The following is a 25,170-nucleotide window of genomic DNA, read 5'->3' as shown; positions in this document are numbered from 1 at the left end:
GAGACGATGACCGGAAAGACCGCAACACCCAAGCTGTATGGCATGGACCCAGAGAAGCTCCCAAAGGAGGCACTCGAGAGTTACTTGCGAACGGGTGACATCGGCACCATCCCGCTGGGGGCGCTGTTGGAAGCCTCGGTTTACACCGACTTCAGAGAGATGGTGCGCAAGCGAACAATCGTCATCTACGACCCCAAGGCGCCTGAAACGTCTGCCCGATTGGCGTGCGTTTTTCGAGTCGACTGGACGCACGGCCCCGACGCTGTGTATCAGGTCGACGGGATCGACTACTACATCGGCGGTCGAACTGGCATTCTGGTAAAGCTCTTGCGTACGCCTGACCGCAAGCGAGCGCCAAGCTTCAAGCACGTTGTCGCGGTCGCTGCCACAGATCCATACCTGGCCTACATGAACAGCAGAGCTAAGAAGCCGGCCATCTGAAACTTCTATCGGCGATGGCCCTCGTGCAATACGGACGAGGGCCATCACCCCAAACTTATAAATAAAAATAGCTCCTTTTTACGGGAGCTATTTTTATTAACCGTTGGTTTATTAACCGCGAGCAAAGTGAGCAAAAGCGCGGTTTGCTTCTGCCATTTTATGGGTGTCTTCACGCTTTTTGTAAGCGCCACCCATTTGGTTATGCGCATCAACAATCTCGGCACTCAATCGCTGAGCGATCGGCATACCTTTACGAGAACGTGCAGCTTGCACGAACCACATAAACGCCAAGTGTTGCTGACGATTACCTTGAACAGGGAATGGAATCTGGAAGTTAGCACCACCAACACGACGGCTTTTAACTTCTACATTTGGGTAAACGTTCTTAATAGCGCGCTCAAAAACTACAAGCGGATCATCACTCTTGAGTTTTTTTGCAGCTAAAGCCATAGCTTCGTAAACAGAGCGTTCAGCAAGCTGTTTTTTACCGCTTAGCATGGTCTTGTTGATTAAACGTTGAACCAAAACGCTGTTGTATTTACGATCTGGTGAAAGTTTACGTTGTAGGGATTTAGTCTTTTTGCGAGGCATTATTTGCTCTCCTTCTTGGTGCCGTATTTGCTACGGGCTTTTTTGCGGTCTTTCACACCTTGTAAGTCAAGGGTACCGCGAACAATGTGATAGCGTACACCCGGAAGATCAGGCACACGACCACCACGGATCAACACAACTGCGTGTTCCTGTAGGTTATGACCTTCGCCACCGATGTAAGCCCAAACTTCGTAGCCGTTGTTCAAGCGAACACGTGCAACTTTACGAAGCGCAGAGTTCGGCTTACGTGGAGTACGAGTAGTAACTTTAATACAAACACCGCGCTTTAGCGGAGCGTTTGCTTCGTAATATTTGCCCTGAAGAGCGTTGTGAATGCGACCAAGGGCCACAGACTTGCTTTTTTTAGCAGCCGTTTTGCGCGGCTTGCGAACTAATTGGTTAATTGTTGGCACTAGAGTGCTCCTCTTAAAATTGGTTTAAGATTAGCCTGCATGGTAAGTGCAAGGTCATCTTCTACTTTAACGGCAGTTAAATGTTACACACCTGTCCCATAAAACTTATCCGAAGTGAAACTCATTAGCTACTATAACAGTTGTGGCTTTAAAAATCAACCTAAAGTGGCCAGTGCAGGATACCTCTTCTAAATAGTACGAACAAAACCGTAATTGCCCCTACCACCCCCAGTGTAGGTAAAGTGTATGCTAACGCAATCTGCCATTGTGTTTTTGGTTGGGCCGATGCACTTGAGTTTGGTTTTGCGTGTTCAATCGTAACACTTTCGCTACGCACCATCCCGCTGCCGTCACTAAAATAGGTATGTTGTGTGATTGTGTGATCACCCGGCAACAATAACCCTGTGTCGAAGGCGAATGGCGGCTCAGTTAGCACCTGAGTTAATCGACCATTCACGTAGTATTCCGTGCGTACCACAATCTCTTGGGCGGCAAGGGCTGCCGCATCAACAACGACTTGTTCACCCTGTTGAACCTGCTCGATAACTGCTACGTTAATCGCACCCGAACTCGTAACCGGCTCTTGAGCAGCAGGTGACGGTGAGTTTGGTGATGGACTTGGTACGGTTGGTGTAGGATTTGTTGGGGTAGGATTAGTTGGAGTTGGCTCGGTAGGAGGAGGCGGAGTTGGAACTGATGGTGGTGGAGGCGGCGGTGCCGTTGGTGCTGAGACACCCAGAACCGCGGTCGCAAAACCGTTAAATTCAGTTTGTTCTGCAACATCTACACCACCCGAAAAATTATAGCCCACACGCGAAGATCCGTTAGTGCTTGTGTCGAAAACCACCCACATTTTAATTTTAGGAAACTTGTTTGCTAAAACCGCGTTTTTACCCTCAGTCCAATAATCACGAGCGCGCGCGTCATTTGACTGGCTACTGACATTATTGTATCCGTGCTCGGCTAATCCCCAAATTTTAGAGTTGTAGTTTGTAGTGTTGTTACTATTGTTGCTTAAAAAGTTGTAAAAACGTTCCACACTGGCATTAAATCCAGTCGTGCCAGACCCGTATTGATCATAGACGATCCAATCCACGTAGGCATTTCCTGGATAAAGCTTCGCAACTAAACAATCCCAGTTTGAAAAGCCCATATAATTCATTACCCAGACCACATTGCCAACGCCTTGCGCATCAAAAATACTGCGCACATTGCGCCACATATCGACATATTCACTCGGACTTCCCATGCTCGCACCACCCGCATTAGAGGTGCAGTTTCCGCTCGAAACATCATTCTCTGGTTCGTGCCAAATGGTTAAAAAGATCTTGCGACTACCCAGGCCCTTTACAGCTTGGGCGCCTTGAGCAATGTAATTGTTTACTGTTGAATTACTGCCGTTAGCGTCTTTCCATTTATAGCCAGCTGGTAGGGGTTTCCAGTTTACAAAAACGTATGGGAAGCTATTGTTATTTAAGACTGCGCTCGCCGACCCGCTAAATAAGTTCGTCCCTTGTGGATGATAAACATGTGCAATGTCCATTTTTTTGTCGATGGCTACGCTTTTAGATGCGTCAGTTAAAACAGATGCGTCATTCAGTCGCTTGTTAAAAAAGTTAAGCTGAGTGTTGAGGTCGGATCCTACTTGCGCATAACCGCCTGCCGTTGCGCCAAGCCAAGCCCGGCAAGAATTAACGAGCTGCGTCGAAACAGTACACCCAGTCTGCGAGTAAAAGATTTCACTAGAACGTGAAATATTCGCGACCCAAGCAAAAAATATCGCAACTACTACTGTAAAAATGCCGGCAAGCAAAACAATTTTCTCGCCTTTTAGTAAACCCTTCATTAACCCCCTTGCCCTGCCTTTTAGTATAAGTTCGCTTGGCGGCGAGTGTAAATACCCCACCGCCAAGTTTTAAGGCTACGCGCCTTCTTTTGCACCAGTTCCCACAGGAATCTTGCGACCAATGATCACGTTTTCCTTTAGACCGTATAGGTTGTCTACACGTCCGCTGGTTGCCGCGCTAATTAGTACGCGAGTCGTATCTTGGAATGAAGCTGCCGATAAGAAGCTGTCACTCCAGATCGAAACCTTTGTGATTCCAAGCAGTAACTGAGTGAACTGCGTTGGCTCCTTGCCTTCGGCCACAAGCTGTTTGTTGGTTTCAACCACAGCAGCCTTAGAAGCAATGTCGCCAGTTACGAACAGGCTGTCGCCTGGATCTTCAATCTGCACGCGGCTAAACATTTGGCGAACAATCACCTCAAGGTGTTTGTCGGCAATGTTTTGTCCCTGAGCAGCATAGATGCGCAAAACTTCGTTAATAATATAACGTTGAGTTGCTTCGACACCTTTAAGCTTCATCAAGTCATGTAGGTTAATCGAACCACTTGTTAAGCGGTCACCTGCATCAACATGATCGTTAGACTTAACTGTTAGCTGCTTGAAGCCTGGGATCTCGTAGCGAACAGGAGTCTGAGAAGTAGAACTCAAGATGATATGACCCTTAGTTACCTCGACAACGCCGTCAAACGGAGCAGTCAAAGGACGAGCATCACCCTTATCGGCAGCAAGCACATCGCCGGCCAACACTTCAGTGCCAGTCTTGACTTGTGCCTTGCGACCATCAAGTTCAAGTTTTTCGATGCGACCTTTGTCCGGAGTAATCTGGACAATGTAGTTTTCGCCATCTTCCCAAACTTCGGCCGTACCAGGAATTTCACTCAAGAAAGCCTGACCCTTAGGTGAACGAGCTTCAAACAACTCGTCTACGCGCGGTAGACCCTGAGTGATGTCTCCACCAGCCACACCACCAGCGTGGAAGGTTTTTAGAGTCAACTGCGTACCAGGCTCACCTACAGATTGCGCAGCGATTACACCAACAGGTTGGTGAGTATCTACCAGCAAGTTCGTTGCCATGTCGATACCATAGCTCTTGCGCGCCACACCACGAAGCGTAGGACAGCTCAAGATACTCATGATACGAACAGATGTAACTTTTTCGTCAGCGTCAATCGCGTTTGCAATGTCACGGCTAATCAAGTCACCTTTAGCCACGTGACCTTTTACATCTTCGGCTGCATAGCGTCCGTATAGGCGATCCGTAAACGCAATCATGGTTTCTTCAGATTCCGCTCGGAAGATCTCGAATCCTGGATCTTCAAGCTCATCTTCTACTGTGAAGATATCCTGGCTAACATCCACCAAACGACGAGTCAAGTAACCTGAGTCGGCAGTACGAAGCGCCGTGTCGATCAAACCTTTACGCGCACCACGAGTAGCCACGAAAGCCTCAAGTGGGCTCAAGCCTTTTTTGTAGCTGCTTCGAATCGGAAGTTCGATTTCTTTACCGCTCGCGTCCACCATGATACCGATCATTGCGGTCGCAAGTTTAACGTTAGAAAGGTCGCCACGCGCACCAGAGTTCACCATCACGCTCACGCTAGTGTCTTGGCCAACCAAAATGGTCTGCAACAAGTCGGTGATTTTTTTGTCGATTGCGCGCCATGCGGCAACCGTTAAGCTATATCGCTCTTCATCGGTAATTAAACCTTGTTCGTATTGTTGTGAGATCTGCGCTGTCTTTTCGTCGCCTTCGCCGATGATTCCATCAAGCTCTTCAACATCAAAGTAGTCAGTCATACCGGTAGAAACGGCAGAGATTGTCGCGAACTCAAGAGCCAAGTCTTTGATTGCGTCGGCAACTTCGGCTGTAGTTTCTTGTCCGTAAAGGTCAAAGATTTTAGCTAAAACTTTGCTTAGCGGTTTTTTGCCGATTACTTCTTCTACGTATGGTAGGTCGGCTGGCAGCACTTCGTTGAAGTACACGCGGCCCAAAGTAGTTTCGCGTTCAGCGCCCTTAGCAAATACCACGATTGGAGTTTGAAGTTTAATCAAACCTTGGTCGTAAGCTGCAATTGCTTCGTTTACACTAGCAAAACGCTTAGCCTGCTTAATTTGCGCATCTGGTTTAGGGTACGTCAAATAGTAACAACCCAAAACAATGTCCTGGCTAATGTTCAAAATTGGAGTACCATCAGCTGGTTTTAACAAGTTGTTGGTTGCACTCATCAAGCGTCCAGCTTCGGCTTGAGCCTCGTCGCTAAGCGGCAAGTGAACTGCCATCTGGTCACCATCGAAGTCGGCGTTGAAACCTTTAGTTACTAACGGGTGAAGCTGAATTGCTTTACCTTCGATCAACTTAGGTTGGAAAGCCTGGATCGACAAACGGTGCAATGACGGTGCACGGTTAAGAAGTACGTACTTACCCTTAATCACTTCGTCCAAAGCGTCCCAAACAAGACTGTCTCCAGATTCAATCAAACGAGTTGCGCTCTTGATGTTGTGAGCATGTTCGTTTGCGAGTAGGTCGGCAATTACGAATGGTTTGAACAATTCCAAAGCCATTAGTTTTGGCAAACCACACTGGTGAATCTTTAGCTCCGGACCAGCAACGATTACTGAACGACCAGAGTAGTCCACACGTTTACCTAAAAGGTTCTGACGGAAACGACCTTGTTTACCCTTAAGCATATCGCTCAAAGATTTAAGGCGACGTCGGCCACCAGTTGCGCTTACAGCACGACCGCTACGAGCAGCACTGTTGTCGATCAAAGCGTCAACCGCTTCTTGCAACATGCGCATCTCGTTTCGGCGAATTACTTCTGGAGCGTTTAGGTCGATTAACTTTTTAAGACGATTGTTACGGTTAATAACACGTCGATACAAGTCGTTTAAGTCGCTAGTCGCAAAACGACCACCAGTAAGCTGAACCATTGGGCGAAGATCCGGCGGAATAACAGGCAAGGCAGTAATACACATGCTGGCAGGCTTAATTCCCGCGCGCAACATACCCTCTAGCACTTTAAGCCGTTTTAGAACTTTCTTTTTGCGCTGACCCTTAGCTTCGGCGGCTTCGGTAGTTAGCTCATTAACAAGTTGCTCGAGATCAATTTGCTCTAGCAGGTCACGAAGAGCCGTTCCACCCATGCCAACCTTAATGATCTCGCGATATTCTTCTGGCAAGTTTCGGTAGTCGGTCTCACTCATTAGCTGAGTTTTCTGCATGCTTTCAAGCTGAGATTTTTTGAGCAGATATCCTTCAGTTACTTCGTCAAGCTCTTTGCTTTGAGCGGTTGCAAGTTCTTTAACGTTTGCACCTTCCTCTTCGGCAGCTTTTTCAAAGCGGATTTTGATCGCAGACTTTGCTGCTTCATATTCAGCTTCTGCATCGGCCAAGAACTGATCGCGCTTTTCGGTCTCTACATTTTTAACAATGTAGCTAGCAAAGTAAGCAACGCGCTCGATATTACGAACAGTAATTCCAAGCAACAAACTCATCGCACTTGGAGTCCCACGCATAAACCAGATGTGACCAACAGGAGCAGCAAGACTAATGTGGCCCATTCGTTCGCGCCGAACAATGCTTTTCGTAACCAACTCACCGCGCTTGTCAACAGCAGCTTCGCGACTGCGAACACCTTTGTATTTTGCGTCGTGCGGATTGATGTCTTTTACTGGCCCGAAAATACGCTCACAGAACAAACCGTCGCGTTCTGGTTTTTGTGTTCGGTAGTTAATTGTTTCGGGTTTTAATACTTCACCGTAGGACCAATCAAGAATGTCTTCATGAGATGCCACGGCTAATCGCACTGCGTCAAAGTCAGCAATACTTGTACCACTAGAGATACCGCTCATTATTTGACCTCCTTTTCGTCATCTTCATTGGCTGCGGCTGCAGCAATGTCATCTTCGTTTATGTCATCAGTGTCTCGTACGGACATTCCGTCGCCAAGGTCGATTTCACCAAATTCATCTACTTCGTCAGCAACAGTCACATCGAGTGGCTCGCCTGCAACTTCTACAGTTGGCATTGCAGCTGCTTCGCCTTCAATACTAGTCTCCAGAACCTCCTCGGCATCAACCACATGATTTTCACCTTTTACTAGGTCAACCCTTAGGTTCAAGCCTTGAAGTTCTTTTACTAACACATTAAAGCTTTCTGGAACTTTTGGACCAAGAATCGGTTCTTTTTTAATGATTGCTTCATAAGCCTTCGCGCGTCCGTAAACGTCGTCAGACTTAATAGTTAGCATTTCTTGTAGAGTTGCTGCGGCACCGTAAGCTTCAAGTGCCCACACCTCCATCTCACCAAACCGCTGACCACCGTTTTGCGCCTTACCACCAAGCGGCTGCTGGGTGACCATTGTGTATGGCCCAATTGAGCGCGCGTGGATCTTGTCAGCAACCATGTGGTGCAGTTTCATCATGTACATGTTACCAACGGCAACTTTTTCTTTGAACATTTCACCAGTTCGGCCATCAAACAACTCAACTTTACCATCTTCTGGGAAGCCAGCTTTTTTAAGCTCACCAACAATAGTTTCTTGGCTAACACCGTTAAATGGCGGAGTTGCAACTTTATAGCCAAGTGCACGAGCAGCCATACCAAGGTGAGTCTCAAACAACTGACCAATGTTCATACGGCTAGGCACACCCAGTGGGTTCAAAATTACGTCAACAGGAGTACCGTCGGCCATGAAAGGCATGTCCTCAACTGGCAATACTCGAGCAACTACACCTTTGTTACCGTGACGTCCAGCCAATTTGTCACCAACTGCAATCTTGCGCATTTGAGCAACAAAGATCTGGATTTGCATCAAAACGCCAGCTTTTAGTTCGTGGCCGTTTTCGCGGCTAAACACCTTAACACCAACAACTTTACCGTGTTTACCATTGTTCATACGCTGCGAAGTGTCGCGAACATCTTTAGCTTTTTCACCAAAGATAGCGCGTAGCAAGCGTTCTTCGCTAGATAGTTCTTGCTCACCTTTTGGAGTAATTTTACCAACCAAAATGTCGCCAGCACGAACTTCGGCGCCAATGCGTACGATACCGTTTTCGTCCAGGTGGCGAAGAGTTTCCTCTGATACGTTTGGAATGTCGCGAGTTACGATTTCTGGGCCAAGCTTAGTTTCACGCACTTCTACCATGTAGTCAGTAATGTGAATACTTGTTAATTCGTCGTCTTTTACAATACGTTGACTCAATACGATTGAGTCGTCCATGTTGTAACCACCCCAAGGCATGAACGCAACCATAAGGTCACGGCCAACAGCAAGTTCGCCGTCTGCCATACTCATACCTTCGATCAAAGAATCGCCAGCCTTAACTTTTTGACCACGGTTCACTACAACACGCTGGTCAATACACTCGCCATCGTTACTTCGTTTAAAGTGCTGAGGAACATAAGACTTTACGCCATCTTTGTATTTAACCTGAACTTCATCACCATCGGCTTTTACCACTTCACCATCGGCTTCAGCAATAACTAGCTGACCACTGTTTAGCGCGATTGCACGCTCAACACCGGTTCCGACAATTGGAGATTTAGGGTTAATAAGAGGCACAGCCTGCTTCTGCATGTTCGAACCAGTCAAAGATCGGTCGACGCGGTTTTTCTCGATAAAAGGGATCAACGAAGCAGTACTTCCTAGAATTTCCTTACGAGCGGCGTCAATAAATGTAACTTCGCTTGCGTCGATTTCACCAGCCTGCAAGTTTACACGTGCAGACACACGAGCGTTTTTAAATTTACCACTTGCGTCGATTTCGTTACCGGCCTCGGCGATAATCTCGCGAGCTTCGGCGTCTGCACCAAGGTATACAACTTCGTCGGTAACTTTACCGTTTTTAACGCGAACATATGGTGCTTCCAAAAAGCCATATTCGTTCACGCGAGCATAGCTAGCGAGGTTAAGCACCAAACCAATGTTCGTACCTTCTGGAGTCTCAACTACACAAAGGCGTCCGTAGTGAGTTGCGTGGGCGTCACGAACATCAAAGCCTGCGCGTTCTCGGCTTAAACCACCTGGGCCCATCGAACTTAGGCGGCGCTTGTGAGCAAGTTCGCTAAGCGGGTTGGTTTGATCCATGAACTGGCTAAGCTGAGAGCTAGCAAAGAACTCACGCACCGCAGCAACGATCGGGCGAGCGTTGATAAGCTGGTTAGGAGTTACAGTCTCGATATCGCTCATGCTCATACGGTCGCGGGCGTTGCGCTCCATGCGTAGTAGACCGATACGGAACTGGCGCTGAACAAGTTCACCGACCATTTTTACACGGCGGTTGCTTAATGCGTCAATGTCATCGGCTGGTTCTTGCGTGTTGTTTAAGCGAATGATCTCGCGGATGATCGCAACTAGATCTTCGATTCGCATAACACGGTTTTCGGCTGTGTTAGGCACATCAACACCAAGGCGCTGGTTAAGCTTGTAGCGGCCAACGCGGCTAAAGTCAAAACGCTTAAAGTCAAAGAACATGCGCTGGATTAGCTCACGAGCATTGTCTACGGTTGCCAAATCGCCTGGGCGCAAGCGACGGTAAACTTCGATCATAGCTTCGTTAGTTGATTTTGCCGGGTCTTTGTCTAGAGTGATGTCAATGTGTTTTACATCGCCAGTGTCAACATCTGCGAACAATTCTTTGATTGCAGCATTCGTTGGGTAAGCAAGGGCGCGCAACAAAGTTGTTACCGGAATTTTACGACGACGGTCGATTTTTACATATAAAGTGCCATTTGATGCGGTTTCAAACTCAAGCCAAGCACCACGACCAGGAATAACTTTAGCACCGTAAAGTCCCCGTCCACCACTCTTGTCGGCAGTAAAGAACACGCCGGCCGAGCGAATAAGCTGGCTAACAACAACACGCTCTGCGCCGTTAATAACAAAAGTGCCGCGTTCGGTCATCCAAGGGTAGTCGCCTAAGTAGATTTCTTGCTCTTTAACTTCACCCGTTACCTTGTTGGTAAGTTCAACTTTTGCACGCAAAGGAGCTTCAAAAGTCACGTTGTTTTCGCGCGCTTCGATTTCACTCATCTTTGGGTCAGCAAAGTGATAATCTTTAAATCTTAGTTCAAGTTTTTGACCTGTGTAATCTTCGATCGGGTTGATTTCGGCAAAGATTTCACTCAAGCCCTCCTCAACAAACCATTTAAAGCTACTGATCTGGTGGCCGATTAAATTCGGCATCGGCAAAGCGGTGTCATCTTGTGTAAAGAAAACACGCGCATTCTTTAAATCTGCCGGCTTCGTGGTCGCAGTTTTACTCATGCGTAAGTTATGCCCCTATAATTAGTTTTATGATCTTGGCGCCCGAAGATCTTCTAAGCGTAAGTAAAAACTGTAAACCAGCTGCCAACTAGCAAACAGTTATAATACACCTACCTTACTCTACTTCTTATCATGTATTGTGAATAAATCCACAGGTAATGTCAAGGGTTTTTGGGTATTTTGTGGTAATATGTCGTCACATCACGCATTTAGGAGGTGATTAGCGTGAGAAGCAAGCAATTACTAGCGGCCTGGAATGGAATGCCGGCTTTGGCTGATTTTCCATACTATCGAGCCGCGATGCGCAACTCGATCCTGGAGCTGGCCCGAATCCTAGCCGACCTTGACGTAGCCGACGCAAGACTGAGCTGGCCGAAAGTTCACAGGGTTAGGTCGGCCTACTTCCGCGTTCTGACCGTAGCGCAAAGTAAAACATATAAAGATGCGCTGCTAGAAGTAAGGGATCTGGAAGACCAGCCAGTGTTCGACGGACCCAGAGTCCACAGAATTCAACAACTGTGGCGTGAACAAATGAATACGTCGTGGAGAATATTCAACTCCGGCCACCGACAAGCTTCATCCACTCACGGCACAGAGGCTGAACGCTTAACCAAGCTATTCCAGCTGGACGACCAACTCAAGGGTGAGCTCAGCCGCAACACCCTGACTGTCGGCAGAATCATTCTGCTAAACCCACAACCGTTCGTCGTACCTGACGACACCACCCTCCTGCGCTGATGACGGGGCATGGCGAGAGATCGCTGTGCCCCAAGCGCCTAGGCCTTATCTAAAATCCCGTCAACTAATCCGTACTTAACAGCCTCTGTTGCGGTCATCCACAGATCACGTTCCATGTCATCTTTAACTTTTGCAAGTTTTTGACCCGTGTTTTTAGCAATAATAGTCGCGAGCAACTCTTTAGTTCGTAAACCTTCACGTAAACTGATTTCCATGTCTGTCATAACACCTTGTGTTCCACCTCGAGGCTGGTGAATCATGGCACGCGCATGCGGTAGCATAAATCGCTTACCTTTTGTGCCGCTGCTCAATAAAAACGCACCCATACTTGCTTGCATTCCAATGCCAATGGTCTGAACATCGGGTTTAATAAACTGCATAGTGTCGTAAATCCCTAGGCCGTCACTAACCGATCCACCTGGGCTGTTGATGTATAGGTAAATGTCCTTTTTAGGGTCCTCGTAAGCTAGATGTAGTAGCTGGGCAATAACCAGATTGGCTGTATGCTCGTTAACTTCGTCACCTAAAAAGATGATGCGCTCTTTAAGAAGGCGGCTATAAATGTCGTAAGCGCGCTCACCCATGTGAGTTTGCTCTATTACTGTTGGAACGAGGTAGCTTTGAGAGTTCATGCTTTAACTATACAAAGTTGGCAGTCGAGGGTCAAGAGTGCTAGCTACAGACTGTTCGTCGTTCAGCTAAAAGCGCAATATTAAATCGATTTTGATAGTCACTATCTTCATCCACCGAGAGTAAGTCCACCAAAAGAGTCCCCAGATTGTTTTGACGCAACTCTTGAGCTACAAGCATATTACGCGGGCTGTGCCTGCTACTGCCGCTGCCGTGCGCAAAAATTACCAGGCCGTTTGCGTTTTTTGGGATAATCAACTCACCCTCCACCTCTAAACCATTGGCGGGAATTCGTACGATCATAGTCTACCTACCTCTTTAATTACGCCGCTTACCACAGGAGCTAAAGACGTAATTTTGACCTGTTCATGCCTTTGAGCAACAGCTTGAGGCGTACTGTCGCTCGTAACAATTTTGACCACGCCAGTGACAAAAGCCTGCTCCCATATTTTGCTGCTAAATAATCCGTGCGTGGCAACTACTAGTATTTCGCTAACACCCTTTGCTCTCAGCGCATCGCAAGCAGACACCAAGGTGCTACCCGTGTCGATTATGTCGTCAACTATAACTGCTCTTGGCAAAGCATTTCCAACGAGTTCCAGCTGCGAGACTCCGTCAAAACGCTTTTTTACAAAATGAACTACTGGCGCGCTCATCAAGCCAGCAAACGATTTAGCCCGTTCGATCGCACCCTCGTCTGGCGCCACTACCACAAATTCATCCCAACCGAACTCTTTAATCTCGTCAACAAAAATCTGGGCAGATGAAAGCGAGACTAAAGGTAGGCCAATTAGAGATTCGTCGAGTTTGCTGTGAACATCGAAAGTGACGATTTTATCTATACCAGCCAATTTGAGCATCGCGCCTATTAGCTCTACCCCATGAGCTTCGTTGGGCTTAGGTTTGTCTTGCCGACCGTAGCCAAGGTAGGGCAAAAACGCGCACACTGTTTTAGCGCCGCTATTTTTTAGGGCGTTAGCAAACATGCATAGCCTAATTAGCTGTTCGTCGGGCGGGGCAGCCGATCCAACGATAATACAGTTTTCATCGGACACGTTTGAAGCTATCAAAACATGCAGCTCACCATTTTTGTAGCGCTCTGCCTTTGCTTCGCCGATTTCTATTTTGGGATCCACCCGAGAGAGTGGCTTTAAGAATCTTTCATGAAACTCTGTGGTTGCAAAAATTTTCATAGCTTTGCCTCTGGGTGAATGTAGCCGTAGGCCTCCATCAATAAAGATTGCACCTCACTGTCATCAACCTGCGGAAAATCAAGATAATGACTGCCGACCGCACCCAAAAAATTGTTAGGATTATCTAAAATTATCACCTCGTTGGCTAGTTGTTTGAGCATAGACACACTTTCGGCCGCAGCTACTGGAACCGCAATGACTACGTTGTTAGGCCCGGCCCTAACAACCGATTTGATAGCGGCTTCCATTGTTAAACCTGTCGCAACTCCGTCGTCTACAATAACCACGATCTTACCCCGGATATCTGGCTCAGGTACCTTACCGCCAAAATAAAGACTGCGGCGCTTTGCTATCAAGCTTTTGGCTGCGGTTTCAGCTTGTTTTAGCCACGCTTTATCTAGTGATCCTATCTCGCTTTGATTGTAAATCGGCTCTTGCCCTTCGGCCACGGCCCCAATTGCGTACTCAGAAAAGGTCGGATGCCCTATCTTTCGCACGAGCACTAGCCCCAAAGGCGCCTGCAGTTCTTTAGCTACCTCAACACCAATTACAACTCCGCCGCGAGGCAATGCAAGCACCACCGTGTCAGGGCCTTTAAAACGAGCGAGCGCTTTACCTAGCTTCTTACCAGCATCGCGCCGATCTGCAAACTGACCATTATCCAGGCCGAGTTGATCCACAAGCCCCCCTTAAACCTTATTTGACCTTAATCGCTTTTGCTTTGGTCTTGCCGTCACCGGTCATCGGGACAATTACCTTTAGCGTCCCGTTCTTAAATTCAGCCTCTGCCTTTTCGACTTTTGCGCCGCCAGGTAGCGCAACGCGCCTAAAATACTGATTACTGCTTTCGCGAAGATAATAGCGTCGCTTATCTTTTTGTTCCTCGTGCTCTTTGTGCTCAGCCGAAACCTCTAAAACACCTTCGTCGGTCGTAACGTTAATCTCGTTTTTGCTAAAATTAGGCAAGCTAACTTCTGCAATTAAATTGCCGTTCTCTTCATAAACATCCATAGCGTTGCTTTCGCTAATCTGAAAGCCCCAATCATTAGCCCAAGTCTTATCTAAATCTCGCAAATTATGCCTAAAGAGTTGCATGCTTTCTCCTTATTACTTAATTAACTAGTAACTTTGGTTACAGCATAATGCTTTGTAAGCCAACAAAGTTTACTAATTTAATTAAAGCACTGGTGGCGTTTGGCATGCAACTTTTTCGCCGCTCAAAAACACTCTACACTTATTTTTCTTTTGAATCGTTTTTCGATTTAAGCGAGTTAAGTCTCTTGGTCTCAAGGACAGCATCCACAGCAAATGCGCTTGCCATCAAAATACCACCTAAGACATAAAGCGGGGTAAAACTGAGAGCTGTAAGGCATTCACCTATAACGGGGTCGAGGCCCGACAAGAAGACTACTGCCCCGCCTGCCAATAAAAGTATTGCAAATGGCTTTCTTATTCCAAGATACAGATAGCCCACTCCAGGGAGAATAAAGTTTAAAATTCCAGCAATCCACGGGCTCTTCATAGAGGTCCTTTACTTAACTATTTTGCGAAATATAACACAAGTTGGTGTGATTGTATAGGTGTCACCACCCTCCTCCGTTCCTACCGCAACTTGGCCGAAGGGTTCGTAGAGGAAGACGGAAGATGTTGGAAGTCCGGTGGGGCTAGCGGTTTTGGGTGGTGCATAGGACGATTGCCACTATATTCTTGATGTATTTGAAACACATCAGTCAGCAATTGAGCTAATTAGCACCGACTTGCTTGCTAAAGGCCTTACTGTACTCCTGTGTTACGTAAGTAGTTATAGGACTTATATTTTTCGTAGACTTTGCTTACGATAATACTAGCGTCGTAGCCTCCTATTCTATTCAATGCCATAAACTATCCAACATGTCTGTCCCATGCATTCAGTTTCGCTCCGACTTATTTCTAGGTTTTGGCATGCTTCGTTAGATTTGCCTTCTTTCAAGCATTCATCAACAAGTACTTTAGCTCCATATTCCATAGCTTCCTGAGCATAGGTATTCTTTTGGTTCTCGTATTCTAAGATTTTTACAGCAATGTAAGCGGTTAGACTAAGTGCTGCAATTGTTATTAAAGTTATTGTTAGAGCTTTCTTATTTTTTACCATGACCAATTTACCTCTGTGCTTCCTTCGAAGTTAATTGTATAATCTGCGTGCTCTATTACCAGGTTTGAAGATTGAGTAACCCTTACGATTACGAGTACGATAATTTTACCTCAAATGTTTAGGTATGAGCCATTTCGGACGACCGATGAAAGCAACAATAAGGCCAATTATAAGCCCGAAAAACATCAAAAATCCGCACAATAAAAATAGCACTCGAACTATTGGGTTGGAGAGGTCCCCATACTCGGCAATTGTTCCTCCGATTATACCTGGAACCGCATACGCCACAAAAGTAGGTGCCGCCCTAGCCCAGTTTCGCCATCCCTTTTTACTGTATGGCCACCATGCCGGAGGTGTTATTGGAAGTCGCTTTGGATCAGTATAGAGAGATTTCATACTTAACAAGGCCCATATCGAAAAAAATGATAAGACGAGTAAAGCCAATGGGTATAGGGTGCTTTCTATATTCATACCAATATATTGTAACATTTAAGGTTACCATCCAAACACATCAGCAAGACCCTCTCCAAACTTATTTCCAGCCACTGAACCAGCAGCCCCTAATCCACCCACCAGAACAGGGCATGTAACCGCAGCAATTCCGCCAGTACCTAAGGATACAGTCCCGCAAGCCACACCTCCAACGAATACACCCGCTCCCCCTAAGGCCACTCCCCCGCCAGTCTTTAATACATTGCGCCCTAGACTGTCACCAGCGAAGTAGTTTCCGGCAAACTCTACACTAGCCCCTATCGGTCCTGCGTATTTTCCAACCGCACGAATAGCGGGGTTTTTAGCCAGCTGACTAACGGACCGTAAATTCCGACCTGCTATACTCGAGCCCCGTTGTAATTGTTGGCCATATACGGAAGATTGGCGTTTAAATCCGCTAGAAACATCGCCAGACAAGGATATTGCGCCAGCGACTAGTCCACCGGCATCTTGCGGCATGGCAGGTTTTGGTCTGACGTTAATTAACGGATAGATAATAGGTTGCTGGTAGACAAGAGGATAGTGGGGATAATTATTTAACCACTTAGCATTACCCTTCTGCGGTATCGCCATCCCACTATAGTCATCCGCATTCACCGGATCCCCCGCATACACATACGAATTGGCTGTTCCTCCTTCGATTGGGTCTACTTGGAGGAAGCGTCCTAGTGTAGGTAGGTATACTCTAGCTCCCATTTGTACTATTGGTATAGAGAACAAGGATTCTTGTTTTCTGGTTGGGCTTGCAGCCCAACCTAGTGTTTGGTTAGAGCTGTTTTGAGGATTGGAGTTAGTACTGAATGTTGTAGAAGAAGTAGCTTGGCCGAAGGGTTCGTAGAGGAAGACGGAAGATGTTGGAAGTCCAGTTGAACTAGCAGTGATTGCACTGTCTCCGTGGAAGTTCTTTATGCTATATACGATTTGTTTGTTTGTGTCTGGGTTGGTTGGTGAGAGGGTTAGGGTTAGGCCGCCGGGGAGACTTAGGTATGTGTCGGTGGTTTGGCAGTCGGAGTCGTTGGTTAGGGAACAGCTCTGCATTACGGAACCACCGGAGAGGTTGCGGTAGGAACGTACAAGAACATTATTTTCGTATTCTTTTTTGCGGAGAACTGAGCCGACAGCAGTTTTTAGGTATTCTACCTTGTTCTGGCCTTGCCCGATGGCAGTGTTTTGGTCGCTAGCGTCGTACGTGAAGGTAATTGGATTGCTGTTGCCGGCGAGGGAGACAGTGTTGCCGTGGTCGTCGTAGGTTGGGGTGCCAATTTGTGAGTCGGAGGTGGAGATTAGGCGGTCGGATTGGTCGTAGCAGTAGGATTGGGATTGAACTACTTGGCTGGTCTGAGTGTTGGTTACGGTGTAGGTGGTGCGGTTGCTATTTTTGTTGGCGTTTAGGTTAGCACTAGCTTGGTTGCAAACGCTAGAACTTGGGGCCGCGTAACCGTAGGTGTATTTTGTTGTATCTACTGTGGCTTCGAGTAGGCGGCCGGCTTTGTCGTAGGTGTAGGCTGCACCAGCGGTTTTGGCGTCGAAGGTGTCAGAATACGACGTTACTAGGCCAGATTGTGAACGAGTTACAGATTCGTCGAAGGCAAGGCCGTTGCTGAATCTGAAGACCGCACCGGTGTTGCGGTCGAGGGAGTCGCGTTTGAGCTGTTCTAGTTTTAGTTTGTTATTGGAGGCGTCTTTGGCTTGGTCGTAGGTTATGTCTTGAACTCGGGAGTACTGGTCGTAGGTTGTCGTCGCATATTTAACACTATTGAGAAGATATTCAGTAGGGCGACCGTAAGTATCGTAGCTAAAGCCTTCGGTTCCTATTGGTGAGGTTTTAGTGGTTACTCGGCCAAGGTTGTCGTAAGCCAAGGTAGAAACGTTACCAAATACGTCGATGCTAGAAACAGCTCGGCCAAGAAGGTCAATTTCGGATTCAGTGGTGCCGGCGACAGAATCAACGGTTTGTGTTTTAAATGGATTGCCCGTGTAGCTATAGGTTGTTGTGGTGGTTCTACCAGCACGTCCGTTTATCGTTGGAATAGTGGCTTGGGTTACTCTGCCGCGGGTATCGAAAGTAGTACATGTCCACGGATCGTTGTTAAACCGGACTGCCACCGCTCGCCCAGCCGCATCATAAACTGTGCTTTGCGTTCGTGCGGTTTGGGTGCCGGCGCCATCTGGATCGGCTTCGATTTTTTGTTTTATAAACCCAGCTTGATGTATGGCTTCGGTTGGGCCGGTGCAAGGGTTGTCGGCGGTTTCGGTTGCGCTGTTGTAGGTGTAGGTGGTTGTGCCTCCGCCTGGCAGGGTTTTGCTGGTTTGACGCAAAAAGCCGGTGCCTGGGGCTTCGAATGTGCTACCGCTAGAGTAGTTTAATCCGGTTGGGTCTAGCGTTGCGCTTTGTACTAAACCATATTGTGGTTCGCTGCCGTAGTTGGTTTTAGTCTCGATATCGCCTAATGTTGCGTCGTAAACTTTGTTGGTTGTGGCTAGGTTGTAGCCTGGTGCTAAGTAGTTGGTCCAGTGGTTTAATGGGGCACTGCGGCCTGGGCCGTTTAGCTGCAAGTCCATGTAACCAGCTGCGCCAATGTTAGCGTAGTCGTAGCGTAAACGGTAAACTTTGCCAGCTTGCAGGGACACTTGGCCCGAAACTTGATCTTGAGTTTCGGTTCGCCTACTCCAACGGTCGAAAACTAATTTGTCATCTACCCAAACGCGAGCGGCGTCGTCGTGATTGCTGGTAATTGTGTACGTGCCGGTTTGTGTAACGCGTAGCTTACCTGTGGCCGAAAAGCCAATTCCATCCATACCTGCGTCTGCGGTGATCGGTGCAGTTGCCATGTTTTTTGCCCAAACGTGGCTACCGGCTGCGTCACCAAAACCTGTTGTATGCAGTTTTGGTGCGCCGACAAAACTACCGGTTGTGCTTGGATTACCTTGCTTAAAGTTGTACCAGGTGACTTGCGGGCCCCAAATACCTTCGTCGAATTTTGTTTCTACATGTGGCACCTGGTTTACGTTTGCCGCTAGTGGTTTGCGATCGCTACCAAACCATTCTTTGGGAGCTGCGCCGTAGCTATCGGTTGCGCGGTCATCGACGTCGTAAATTGTGGTAGATTTTTGGCCAGTTGCGCCAGTAGTGCTTAGTAGTAAATCTTTAACTGAGTCCCATTCACTAACGGTTACATTGCCAGTTTTGTCGTAGTTTTTGATTGTTCTAAACAGGTTGTCGTATTGAACCTTAGTGTTGTAGCCGTTTGGTTCAGAATCACCGGTTACGTGTACTTTGGTTGTTCCCTGTTGGGCGCGGCGCGTTTGGTACATTTTGCCGTCACAGCCTTTATAAACTATAGCTACCGTTGTGCCGTCCATTGTTATTGCAGGCGATCCTTGCATACATGGCTGCAGCGTTTGCCACGACCACTTGAGATCGTTTGCGTTGTATTCATAACCGTTTAAGTACCGTAGCTCGTTGGCCGGGCCTTTAGCTGCCATATGAATTTTTTTATCTAAAGCGCTAACAGATTGTGGTGCCGAAGTTATTTTTTGGTCGGTTGTCTGCTGAAAGTTTTGCCAGCCAGCAGAGTAATTGCGGGTATAGACCGTAGACGGATTGTCGCAGCCATTAGCAAAAACATTCAGGCGATCGTAGCCCCAGGTAGAAACGCTTGGCGCATCCGACAAACAGCCATCGAGGTAGCTAAAGTTTGACCAGCCGGTAGCTGAAAGGTTTCGGTGCATTAGTCGGTTGTCGGTCGCGCGTGCCACAACATCAATACGTGCATTGCCCCAAGTTGTAGCAGATGGCGACGAGGATATTTGGTTACTACCCAAGGCTACAAAGCCGTTCCAGGTGCCATCGATGTAAACGCGAGTGTAGAGCTGGTCGTCACAACCCCTAATAAACACATCTATTCTGTTTGCTGTCCAACTTGCTGCCGCAGGATCGCTACGCATACACGTTCCGAGCGAAAGCCAATCACCCCAGGCACCGTTTTCGTAAAAACGATACTTAAGTTCGTCGGCGCCAAAGCGCGCAAACATTGCCAGCTTACCTGGCCCAAAATTGACTAATGCCGGATTGCCAGCTGGAGTCTCGCCAGTAACAATTGTTGGGTCATACCAAATTGCGTTTGCCGAAGAGCCGTAATCGTAAGTTTTTTGCAATCGGTTCGCTCCGGCTGTGGCCGCTGGCTGAGTAAGCGCACTAACGCGACCAATTGAATCGTAAGCTACCTGAGTTAAAAGCTCGTCGTTGTCACTTCGGACGCCGGCCGCCAAAGCATCACTTGCTAGCGGGTCACGGACAGATACAATTCGGCCAAATGTGTCGTAACCGTAGTCAGTCGTCTCGCCGCCCGGGCGTACGATTCTGGCCAACCTATTTTGTTTATACCAGATTTTTGTAACCGCATTGTCGCTGGTTTTTACAGCACAAAGCATGCCCGCAGGAGCTTGCGCGTCGAATCCGCTCGGTGCGCCACTACACTCACTATCGCCGCTGTAATGTAGGCTGGTAAACCTATCGTTCGTCACTCCATCGATGATTTTTGTTAAACGCGAAGGCGTTCCGGTGTATTCGTACTTAAGGGCCGCAGGTTTGCGGTCATCTGTTGGCGTGACTGTTTCTTTTAAAGTTCCGTCTGCGTTAAACACGTAAGTTCGGCCATCTACATCTTGCATTGTGTAAGTGCCGTCTTGATTGCGAACTAAGTACCCGTCTTCGTTAAGTGGCGGTTTGTAGCCACTGCCCGTCCACGTGTATTCATGAGTGCTACCTGTTGAGTCGTACAAAACCACGTTGTTGCCAACCAATTTCATTCGGTCGTAGCTTAAACCGCCATCAGGATCTACGCTTAAGCTCCAGCCGGCTGGCAAAGCCATAGTACTAGGAATTAACCATGTTGATGGCAAAGTTTGTTCACCTACACCTGCAGCGCGACGAACTTTTAGCTCCATAACAGCATCGCCGCCGTATTCGTAATACTCGACTGTTATCGGAATTACCTGTCCGGCAGTCAAGCTAACATCGCCACCCCAACTATCAACTGCACTCGAGTCAATCCACTTATCATGAACTGTCTGATCGGATCCTCCCGACCCAATTCCAAGTTTTATCCTAACACCATCGTCAGCCCTTGAACCAAATTGGTATACACCTGTTTCCGGAACTGTCACATAACCCGTCCATCTAACTAAGAAATCGTTGGCTGGACCGCTAGGAACTGGAGAACCAGAACCCCAGTTAAAAGATATTAAACTGTCGTTTCGAACCAAAAACGCTTCGTTTGGATTAGTTGGAAAGTTATGGTTACCAGAATCATAGTAGTAACGCCCAATCAAGCCATGCGGCGCACCCACTTGTCTAACGCCGGTCTGCAACATTGAGCTAGGAATAATTTGCGGTTCACCGCCGGCCTTTTTCATTCGCAAACTCATAACCGCTAAGCCGTAATTTTCGACCATTTCTACCTTAATCGGTATGATCTGGCCTTCTGTTAAGCTAACTGGCGTTGCGCCAAATTCGCTACCGGCGCCACTGCGGCTATGATGAAGTTGGTTATTTAAATAAATGTTATAAGAATCATCGACATCTGCCCCAATGTAAAAGTCACCCGTGCTTGGCGCTACAAAATAGCCAGTCCAACGAACAGCAAAGTTATCTGCATTAACCGCGCCTGTAGCCGGCGAACCGTTACCCCATTTAAAATCAACCTCAGGGTCAACACGCCCCAAAACAGGGTTGCCACTAAAGTTTGTGTTGTTCCAATATTCGCCGTACAAACCTTGGCGAGATTGCATTGGCGAGTTGTATGACATTCCTACGCCAAGCGATCCCCCTAAAGCACTTACAGAATGACTAGCGTTAGAAGTAGTTAAATTACCGGTAGCGATATCTACACTAAGTGGACCAACCGTATCGTAAGCCTGTGTGCTGTCTTTGCCGGTTCTCATATCCACTTTAAACGAGCTAACCCAATCCGGATTTGTCTGTACGTTCCCATCTTTAGTGTAAGTATGCCAATAATACGTCACGCCATCTTGTAAAACACCGTCGGGAACCGTCCATAAATTAGACGGCGACCAACCCGAAGCAGCAACCGTGCCAGATTCAGCGTCAGCCCCAGTTGCAAGCTTAAAGTTATACTCAACTTGCTCACCCTCGGCATCGGCTACTGTGCCAACTTTTAAGTTTGGCTGGGTTGTTACAACTACCTGTTGATTTGAAGGTTCAACCGGCCGAGCTATAGGTGCTGGGGTTGTATAGGTGAGCCGAATCTCCATTGTGCTATATTCTAGCTGTTTGTAAGAAGTCGAGTTGCCTTCTTCGCCCCACAATATCAACCAACCACCCCATTGATTAGCATCGATCATCCCTTGAATAGTGTTTGTAATGTTCATCCAAACACCTGTAGCCATGCTCGCGCTACTGTGCCAAATGTTACTTGCGCATTGGTAGCCGATACACTGAGCGTAAGTTGTATAAATGGTCTTGGCGTCGGTTGTGCCTGTCCAATATGGTCTCTGGGCCATGTCCATTCCAAGCTCGGCAAACAACAATTGCTTTCCGCGTAGCTGCTCAAATGGCAACCTAACTAGGCTGCGCCAATTCTTCCAACTACTGTCATACAGCGCTCCAACATTCGGACCACCGCATTGTACATCCGTGCAAGAATAGCCATCGGATTTATAGGAATAAAAGCCATACTCGGCAGAGTTAACAGAAACAGTGGGGTCTATAACTATTGGAAAACTTTGTTGTGGCTGACTTGAAAACCACTTTTGGTCAAGGGTAACCTTAATTTTTGAACCATCTGTTGTTTGCGCCGCAACTTGCTCGGTAGTTAAACCTTGCTTGTTTACATTCACACTAAGCGGAGAGATCATGTAAAATTCTGGATCTAGCCCCTCAATCGCCAAAGCGCCTTTTATAGTTGGATGCTCGAAAAGCGTCGCGCCTGATACCTTAAACTCATAATCTGTACGCGCATTTGCGTTTTTAATAATTATTGACTCTTTCACCGATTCACCGTGCAACTCATATAGAACATCCACGCCCGGCCAGGCATCCACATAGGTTATAAGCGTGACACGCCCGTCGGCAACAGTAGAAATTCTAGGTTTAACATTGCGCGCATCAACCGGCTCAAGTGTAAAAGTTTTACCGCCCATTTCGTAACTAATACCTTCGGCAAACGGCCTTAGCTTAGCTTTTGTTCGACCCGCCTGTGCGTCTACGGCTTTAGACTTATTTGTCCAGGGCAAAAAATCCCAAAAAGAGGAATCATCAAGGTTTTTACTTGGGACGTACGCCTCATCATCGTTTACAACATGCTCGATTTTGCGCCAAGTATCACCCTCTTTGTAGTTAATTGCATCAACCGGCGAGCTTTTTATCGTGCGAGTTCCGTCGCTATTTACATATTCGTTCGAAAAAGCTGTACGTTTTGTTTCGTCCTCAAACAGCTCTTTGCGATCTTTCTTATTTTGCTCGGGCGCGTTTTGCGCACCCATTCCGTCGGCAAATGGAACTTTACCGTAATCAGCCGCAGGGACCTCAGTTTTATCGGTCTCTTTTATTGGGGCTATGTTTGAGGCGTCAATAGGTTCAGCGCTACCTTCGATGTTTGTATGTGGAGGAGCGATTGCTTTTATCGCATCTGTCGGCACAAGCGATAAAACCGACATTAGCGCCATACAAAAAAACGACGCTTTATAAAAATAAGATTTTAACTTACTTAGTTTAATTTTTTCTTCACGCATAAATACCCCAGACCCCTCCATTGTGAAAAGTAATTAGCGCAATTTTAGTTTGTTTTGCCCTACATGACAATACTTAATTAATAAAAAACAACATTTATTCGCTACTGTTCGTTCTGTCGCAGAAGAATCATGCCCAATTCAAACGCAGGCCCACGCCAGACATCGCCGTAACTATTAGCAATTGCTTGTGCAATCGCCTCCGCAACGTCCTTCTCATCAAGCTGAACACCAGATTCGCGTGCCGCCTGCGTATAGCCGGCGATTTCCACCATCATTGGATGAGGCATCGTATCAATAGAGTTAGCTGTACGCTGCTCCTTAGAATACCAAGGAACGGTGCCGGCCACGTTCGGGTCGTACCCACCACGCTCACTCATTACTTTGCGTTAACCTCAACTAAGTAGTCGGTTGTTTTACGAGTCATAACGTTATTTGCAATATCTCGGCGAACTTCAGGGCTTTCAAACTGTTTAGCAATTTCAGGATTGTTTCCGTAACCTTGCATTAATTCGGCAACGCGCGCTTCAAGCTCTTGTTGATTAACTTCGATCTTAGCGATTTTGCTAAGCTCGGCCAAAGCCAATCCAACTTGCACACGTCGAATGGATTGCTCGCGAAGCTCGTTCTTCTCCCAATCTTCCTTGGTTAAACCTTGCTGCTCAAGATACTGATCAAGAGTTAGACCACGGTACATCAAGTTTTGAGTAAAGTCCCGCTCCAACATTTGCATTTGGTCTTTGATTAAGATCTCGGGAGTTGGAATTGTACTGACTTTAATAAGCTGTTCAAGCAAAGAGTCTTTTAGCTTATCGGTTGCTTCACGTTCTTTTTGAGATTCTAATTCTTTTTTGATATCGGCTTTAAGCTCGTCGACAGTTTTAAAAGCACCAGTTTTTGCAGCAAATTCATCTGTCAATTCCGGCAGAACTACTTCTTTAACAGCTTTGATTGTTACGGCAAATTTAACCTTTGCGCCTGCAAGAGGTTTATGATGGTAGTCCTTAGGGAAGGTTAAGTCGAGATCAAACTTATCGCCCAGCTTTTTGCCAATCAAGCCTTCCTCGAAACCAGGAATAAAAGTCTTAGAACCCAAAGTCAAAGGGTAATCAGTGCCCTTAGCTCCTTCGACTTCTTTGCCGTCTTTGTCTGTGCCGGCAAAATCCATAACAATTTCGTCGCCGTCTTTAGCCGCACGGTCAACATCTTTCTTTTCAGATGCTGCGCCACGCAGGCGATCAATCACTTCAGTTACGTCTTTTTCAGTAACTTTAACGTCATCTTTTTTGGCCTTTAGGTTTTTGTAGTCACCAAGCTTAATTTCTGGAATCACCTCTAGCTCAGCCACGAACTCAAGTTGTTCACCAGGAACCATTTTTTTAACCTCAACTTTTGGACGATCAAGCGGCATAATGCTCTCGGCGTCCAAGATAGCAATCATATGTTGGTTGACAGCGTCTTCAACAATTTCACTCTCTAAAACTTGGGGATTAATGTTTTTTTCAGCAACTCCAACAGGTGTCTTGCCCTGCCTAAAACCTGCAACTTTTACGTCCTTGGCAAGACGCTTTACAGTTTTAGCCTTAACTTCAGCCAAATCGTCGGCAGTTAAGCTTACTGTGATTTGTTTTGTTGTGTCAGATGTATTGTTAATTGTGTGCTTCATATCCGTGCC

Annotated in this window: 18 protein-coding genes; 2 read left to right on the top strand and 16 right to left on the bottom strand. The window is 47.1% G+C overall.

The features are described 5' to 3' along the window. The first annotated feature begins 6 nt into the window (after positions 1-6). Entirely contained in the window at positions 7-441 is a 435-nt protein-coding gene (locus tag VLA77_03200) for a hypothetical protein (protein HSE29565.1), read from the top strand. Between the two features lie 111 nt (positions 442-552). On the opposite strand, the gene rpsG is transcribed toward VLA77_03200, so the two are convergent. The 5 genes from rpsG to VLA77_03175 all read right to left on the bottom strand — a co-directional run bounded on the left by rpsG (position 553) and on the right by VLA77_03175 (position 10,559). Beyond that, positions 553-1,032, bottom strand: a complete 480-nt coding sequence (gene rpsG, locus VLA77_03195; GenBank protein ID HSE29564.1) for a 30S ribosomal protein S7 — start codon at positions 1,030-1,032, stop codon at positions 553-555. Continuing rightward, on the bottom strand, positions 1,032-1,445 hold the full coding sequence (gene rpsL, locus VLA77_03190) for a 30S ribosomal protein S12 (GenBank protein HSE29563.1): 414 nt from the start codon (positions 1,443-1,445) through the stop codon (positions 1,032-1,034). Before rpsL ends, rpsG begins: the two co-directional genes overlap by 1 nt. A gap of 160 nt (positions 1,446-1,605) precedes the next feature. Next, complete coding sequence (locus VLA77_03185) at positions 1,606-3,291, bottom strand: glycosyl hydrolase (protein HSE29562.1); 1,686 nt, start codon at positions 3,289-3,291, stop codon at positions 1,606-1,608. A gap of 75 nt (positions 3,292-3,366) precedes the next feature. Then, complete coding sequence (gene rpoC, locus VLA77_03180; GenBank protein HSE29561.1) at positions 3,367-7,143, bottom strand: DNA-directed RNA polymerase subunit beta'; 3,777 nt, start codon at positions 7,141-7,143, stop codon at positions 3,367-3,369. Then, positions 7,143-10,559: a DNA-directed RNA polymerase subunit beta gene (locus VLA77_03175; GenBank protein HSE29560.1), complete on the bottom strand. Its 3,417-nt coding sequence runs from the start codon at positions 10,557-10,559 to the stop codon at positions 7,143-7,145. Before VLA77_03175 ends, rpoC begins: the two co-directional genes overlap by 1 nt. A gap of 225 nt (positions 10,560-10,784) precedes the next feature. Here VLA77_03175 and VLA77_03170 point away from each other — a divergent pair, with 225 nt between their 5' ends. After that, positions 10,785-11,297 carry a hypothetical protein gene (locus VLA77_03170; GenBank protein ID HSE29559.1) on the top strand — a complete coding sequence of 171 codons (513 nt, stop codon included), beginning with the start codon at positions 10,785-10,787 and terminating at the stop codon, positions 11,295-11,297. Positions 11,298-11,335: 38 nt separating this feature from the next. On the opposite strand, the gene VLA77_03165 is transcribed toward VLA77_03170, so the two are convergent. The 11 genes from VLA77_03165 to tig form a co-directional block, all read right to left on the bottom strand. Then, positions 11,336-11,929, bottom strand: a complete 594-nt coding sequence (locus VLA77_03165) for an ATP-dependent Clp protease proteolytic subunit (protein ID HSE29558.1) — start codon at positions 11,927-11,929, stop codon at positions 11,336-11,338. 40 nt (positions 11,930-11,969) lie between these two features. Next, positions 11,970-12,230, bottom strand: coding sequence for a hypothetical protein (locus tag VLA77_03160; protein HSE29557.1), 261 nt, complete (start codon positions 12,228-12,230; stop codon positions 11,970-11,972). Next, positions 12,227-13,120 carry a ribose-phosphate diphosphokinase gene (gene prs, locus VLA77_03155; protein ID HSE29556.1) on the bottom strand — a complete coding sequence of 298 codons (894 nt, stop codon included), beginning with the start codon at positions 13,118-13,120 and terminating at the stop codon, positions 12,227-12,229. Before prs ends, VLA77_03160 begins: the two co-directional genes overlap by 4 nt. Continuing rightward, a complete protein-coding gene (locus VLA77_03150; GenBank protein ID HSE29555.1) occupies positions 13,117-13,800 on the bottom strand; it encodes a phosphoribosyltransferase family protein in 684 nt (227 codons plus the stop codon). Before VLA77_03150 ends, prs begins: the two co-directional genes overlap by 4 nt. Positions 13,801-13,816: 16 nt before the next feature. Further along, a complete protein-coding gene (locus tag VLA77_03145; protein HSE29554.1) occupies positions 13,817-14,215 on the bottom strand; it encodes an Hsp20/alpha crystallin family protein in 399 nt (132 codons plus the stop codon). A gap of 139 nt (positions 14,216-14,354) precedes the next feature. Then, the gene (locus VLA77_03140; protein HSE29553.1) at positions 14,355-14,642 is read right to left on the bottom strand and encodes a hypothetical protein; all 288 of its coding nucleotides are present in this window, start codon (positions 14,640-14,642) and stop codon (positions 14,355-14,357) included. 342 nt (positions 14,643-14,984) lie between these two features. After that, positions 14,985-15,251: a hypothetical protein gene (locus VLA77_03135; protein ID HSE29552.1), complete on the bottom strand. Its 267-nt coding sequence runs from the start codon at positions 15,249-15,251 to the stop codon at positions 14,985-14,987. Between the two features lie 105 nt (positions 15,252-15,356). Continuing rightward, the gene (locus VLA77_03130) at positions 15,357-15,647 is read right to left on the bottom strand and encodes a hypothetical protein (protein ID HSE29551.1); all 291 of its coding nucleotides are present in this window, start codon (positions 15,645-15,647) and stop codon (positions 15,357-15,359) included. 99 nt (positions 15,648-15,746) lie between these two features. After that, positions 15,747-23,498: a PA14 domain-containing protein gene (locus VLA77_03125; GenBank protein ID HSE29550.1), complete on the bottom strand. Its 7,752-nt coding sequence runs from the start codon at positions 23,496-23,498 to the stop codon at positions 15,747-15,749. Positions 23,499-23,599: 101 nt separating this feature from the next. Further along, positions 23,600-23,875, bottom strand: coding sequence for a hypothetical protein (locus VLA77_03120; GenBank protein ID HSE29549.1), 276 nt, complete (start codon positions 23,873-23,875; stop codon positions 23,600-23,602). Beyond that, on the bottom strand, positions 23,875-25,161 hold the full coding sequence (gene tig / locus VLA77_03115; GenBank protein ID HSE29548.1) for a trigger factor: 1,287 nt from the start codon (positions 25,159-25,161) through the stop codon (positions 23,875-23,877). Before tig ends, VLA77_03120 begins: the two co-directional genes overlap by 1 nt. Positions 25,162-25,170 lie beyond the last annotated feature (9 nt).

The organism is Candidatus Saccharimonadales bacterium (assembly GCA_035457485.1).
Classification (GTDB): Bacteria; Patescibacteriota; Saccharimonadia; order Saccharimonadales; family EFPC-124; genus DATIBO01.
The sequence above is the reverse complement of the archived record's forward strand: the minus strand, read 5'-3'. Positions and strand labels throughout refer to the sequence as shown.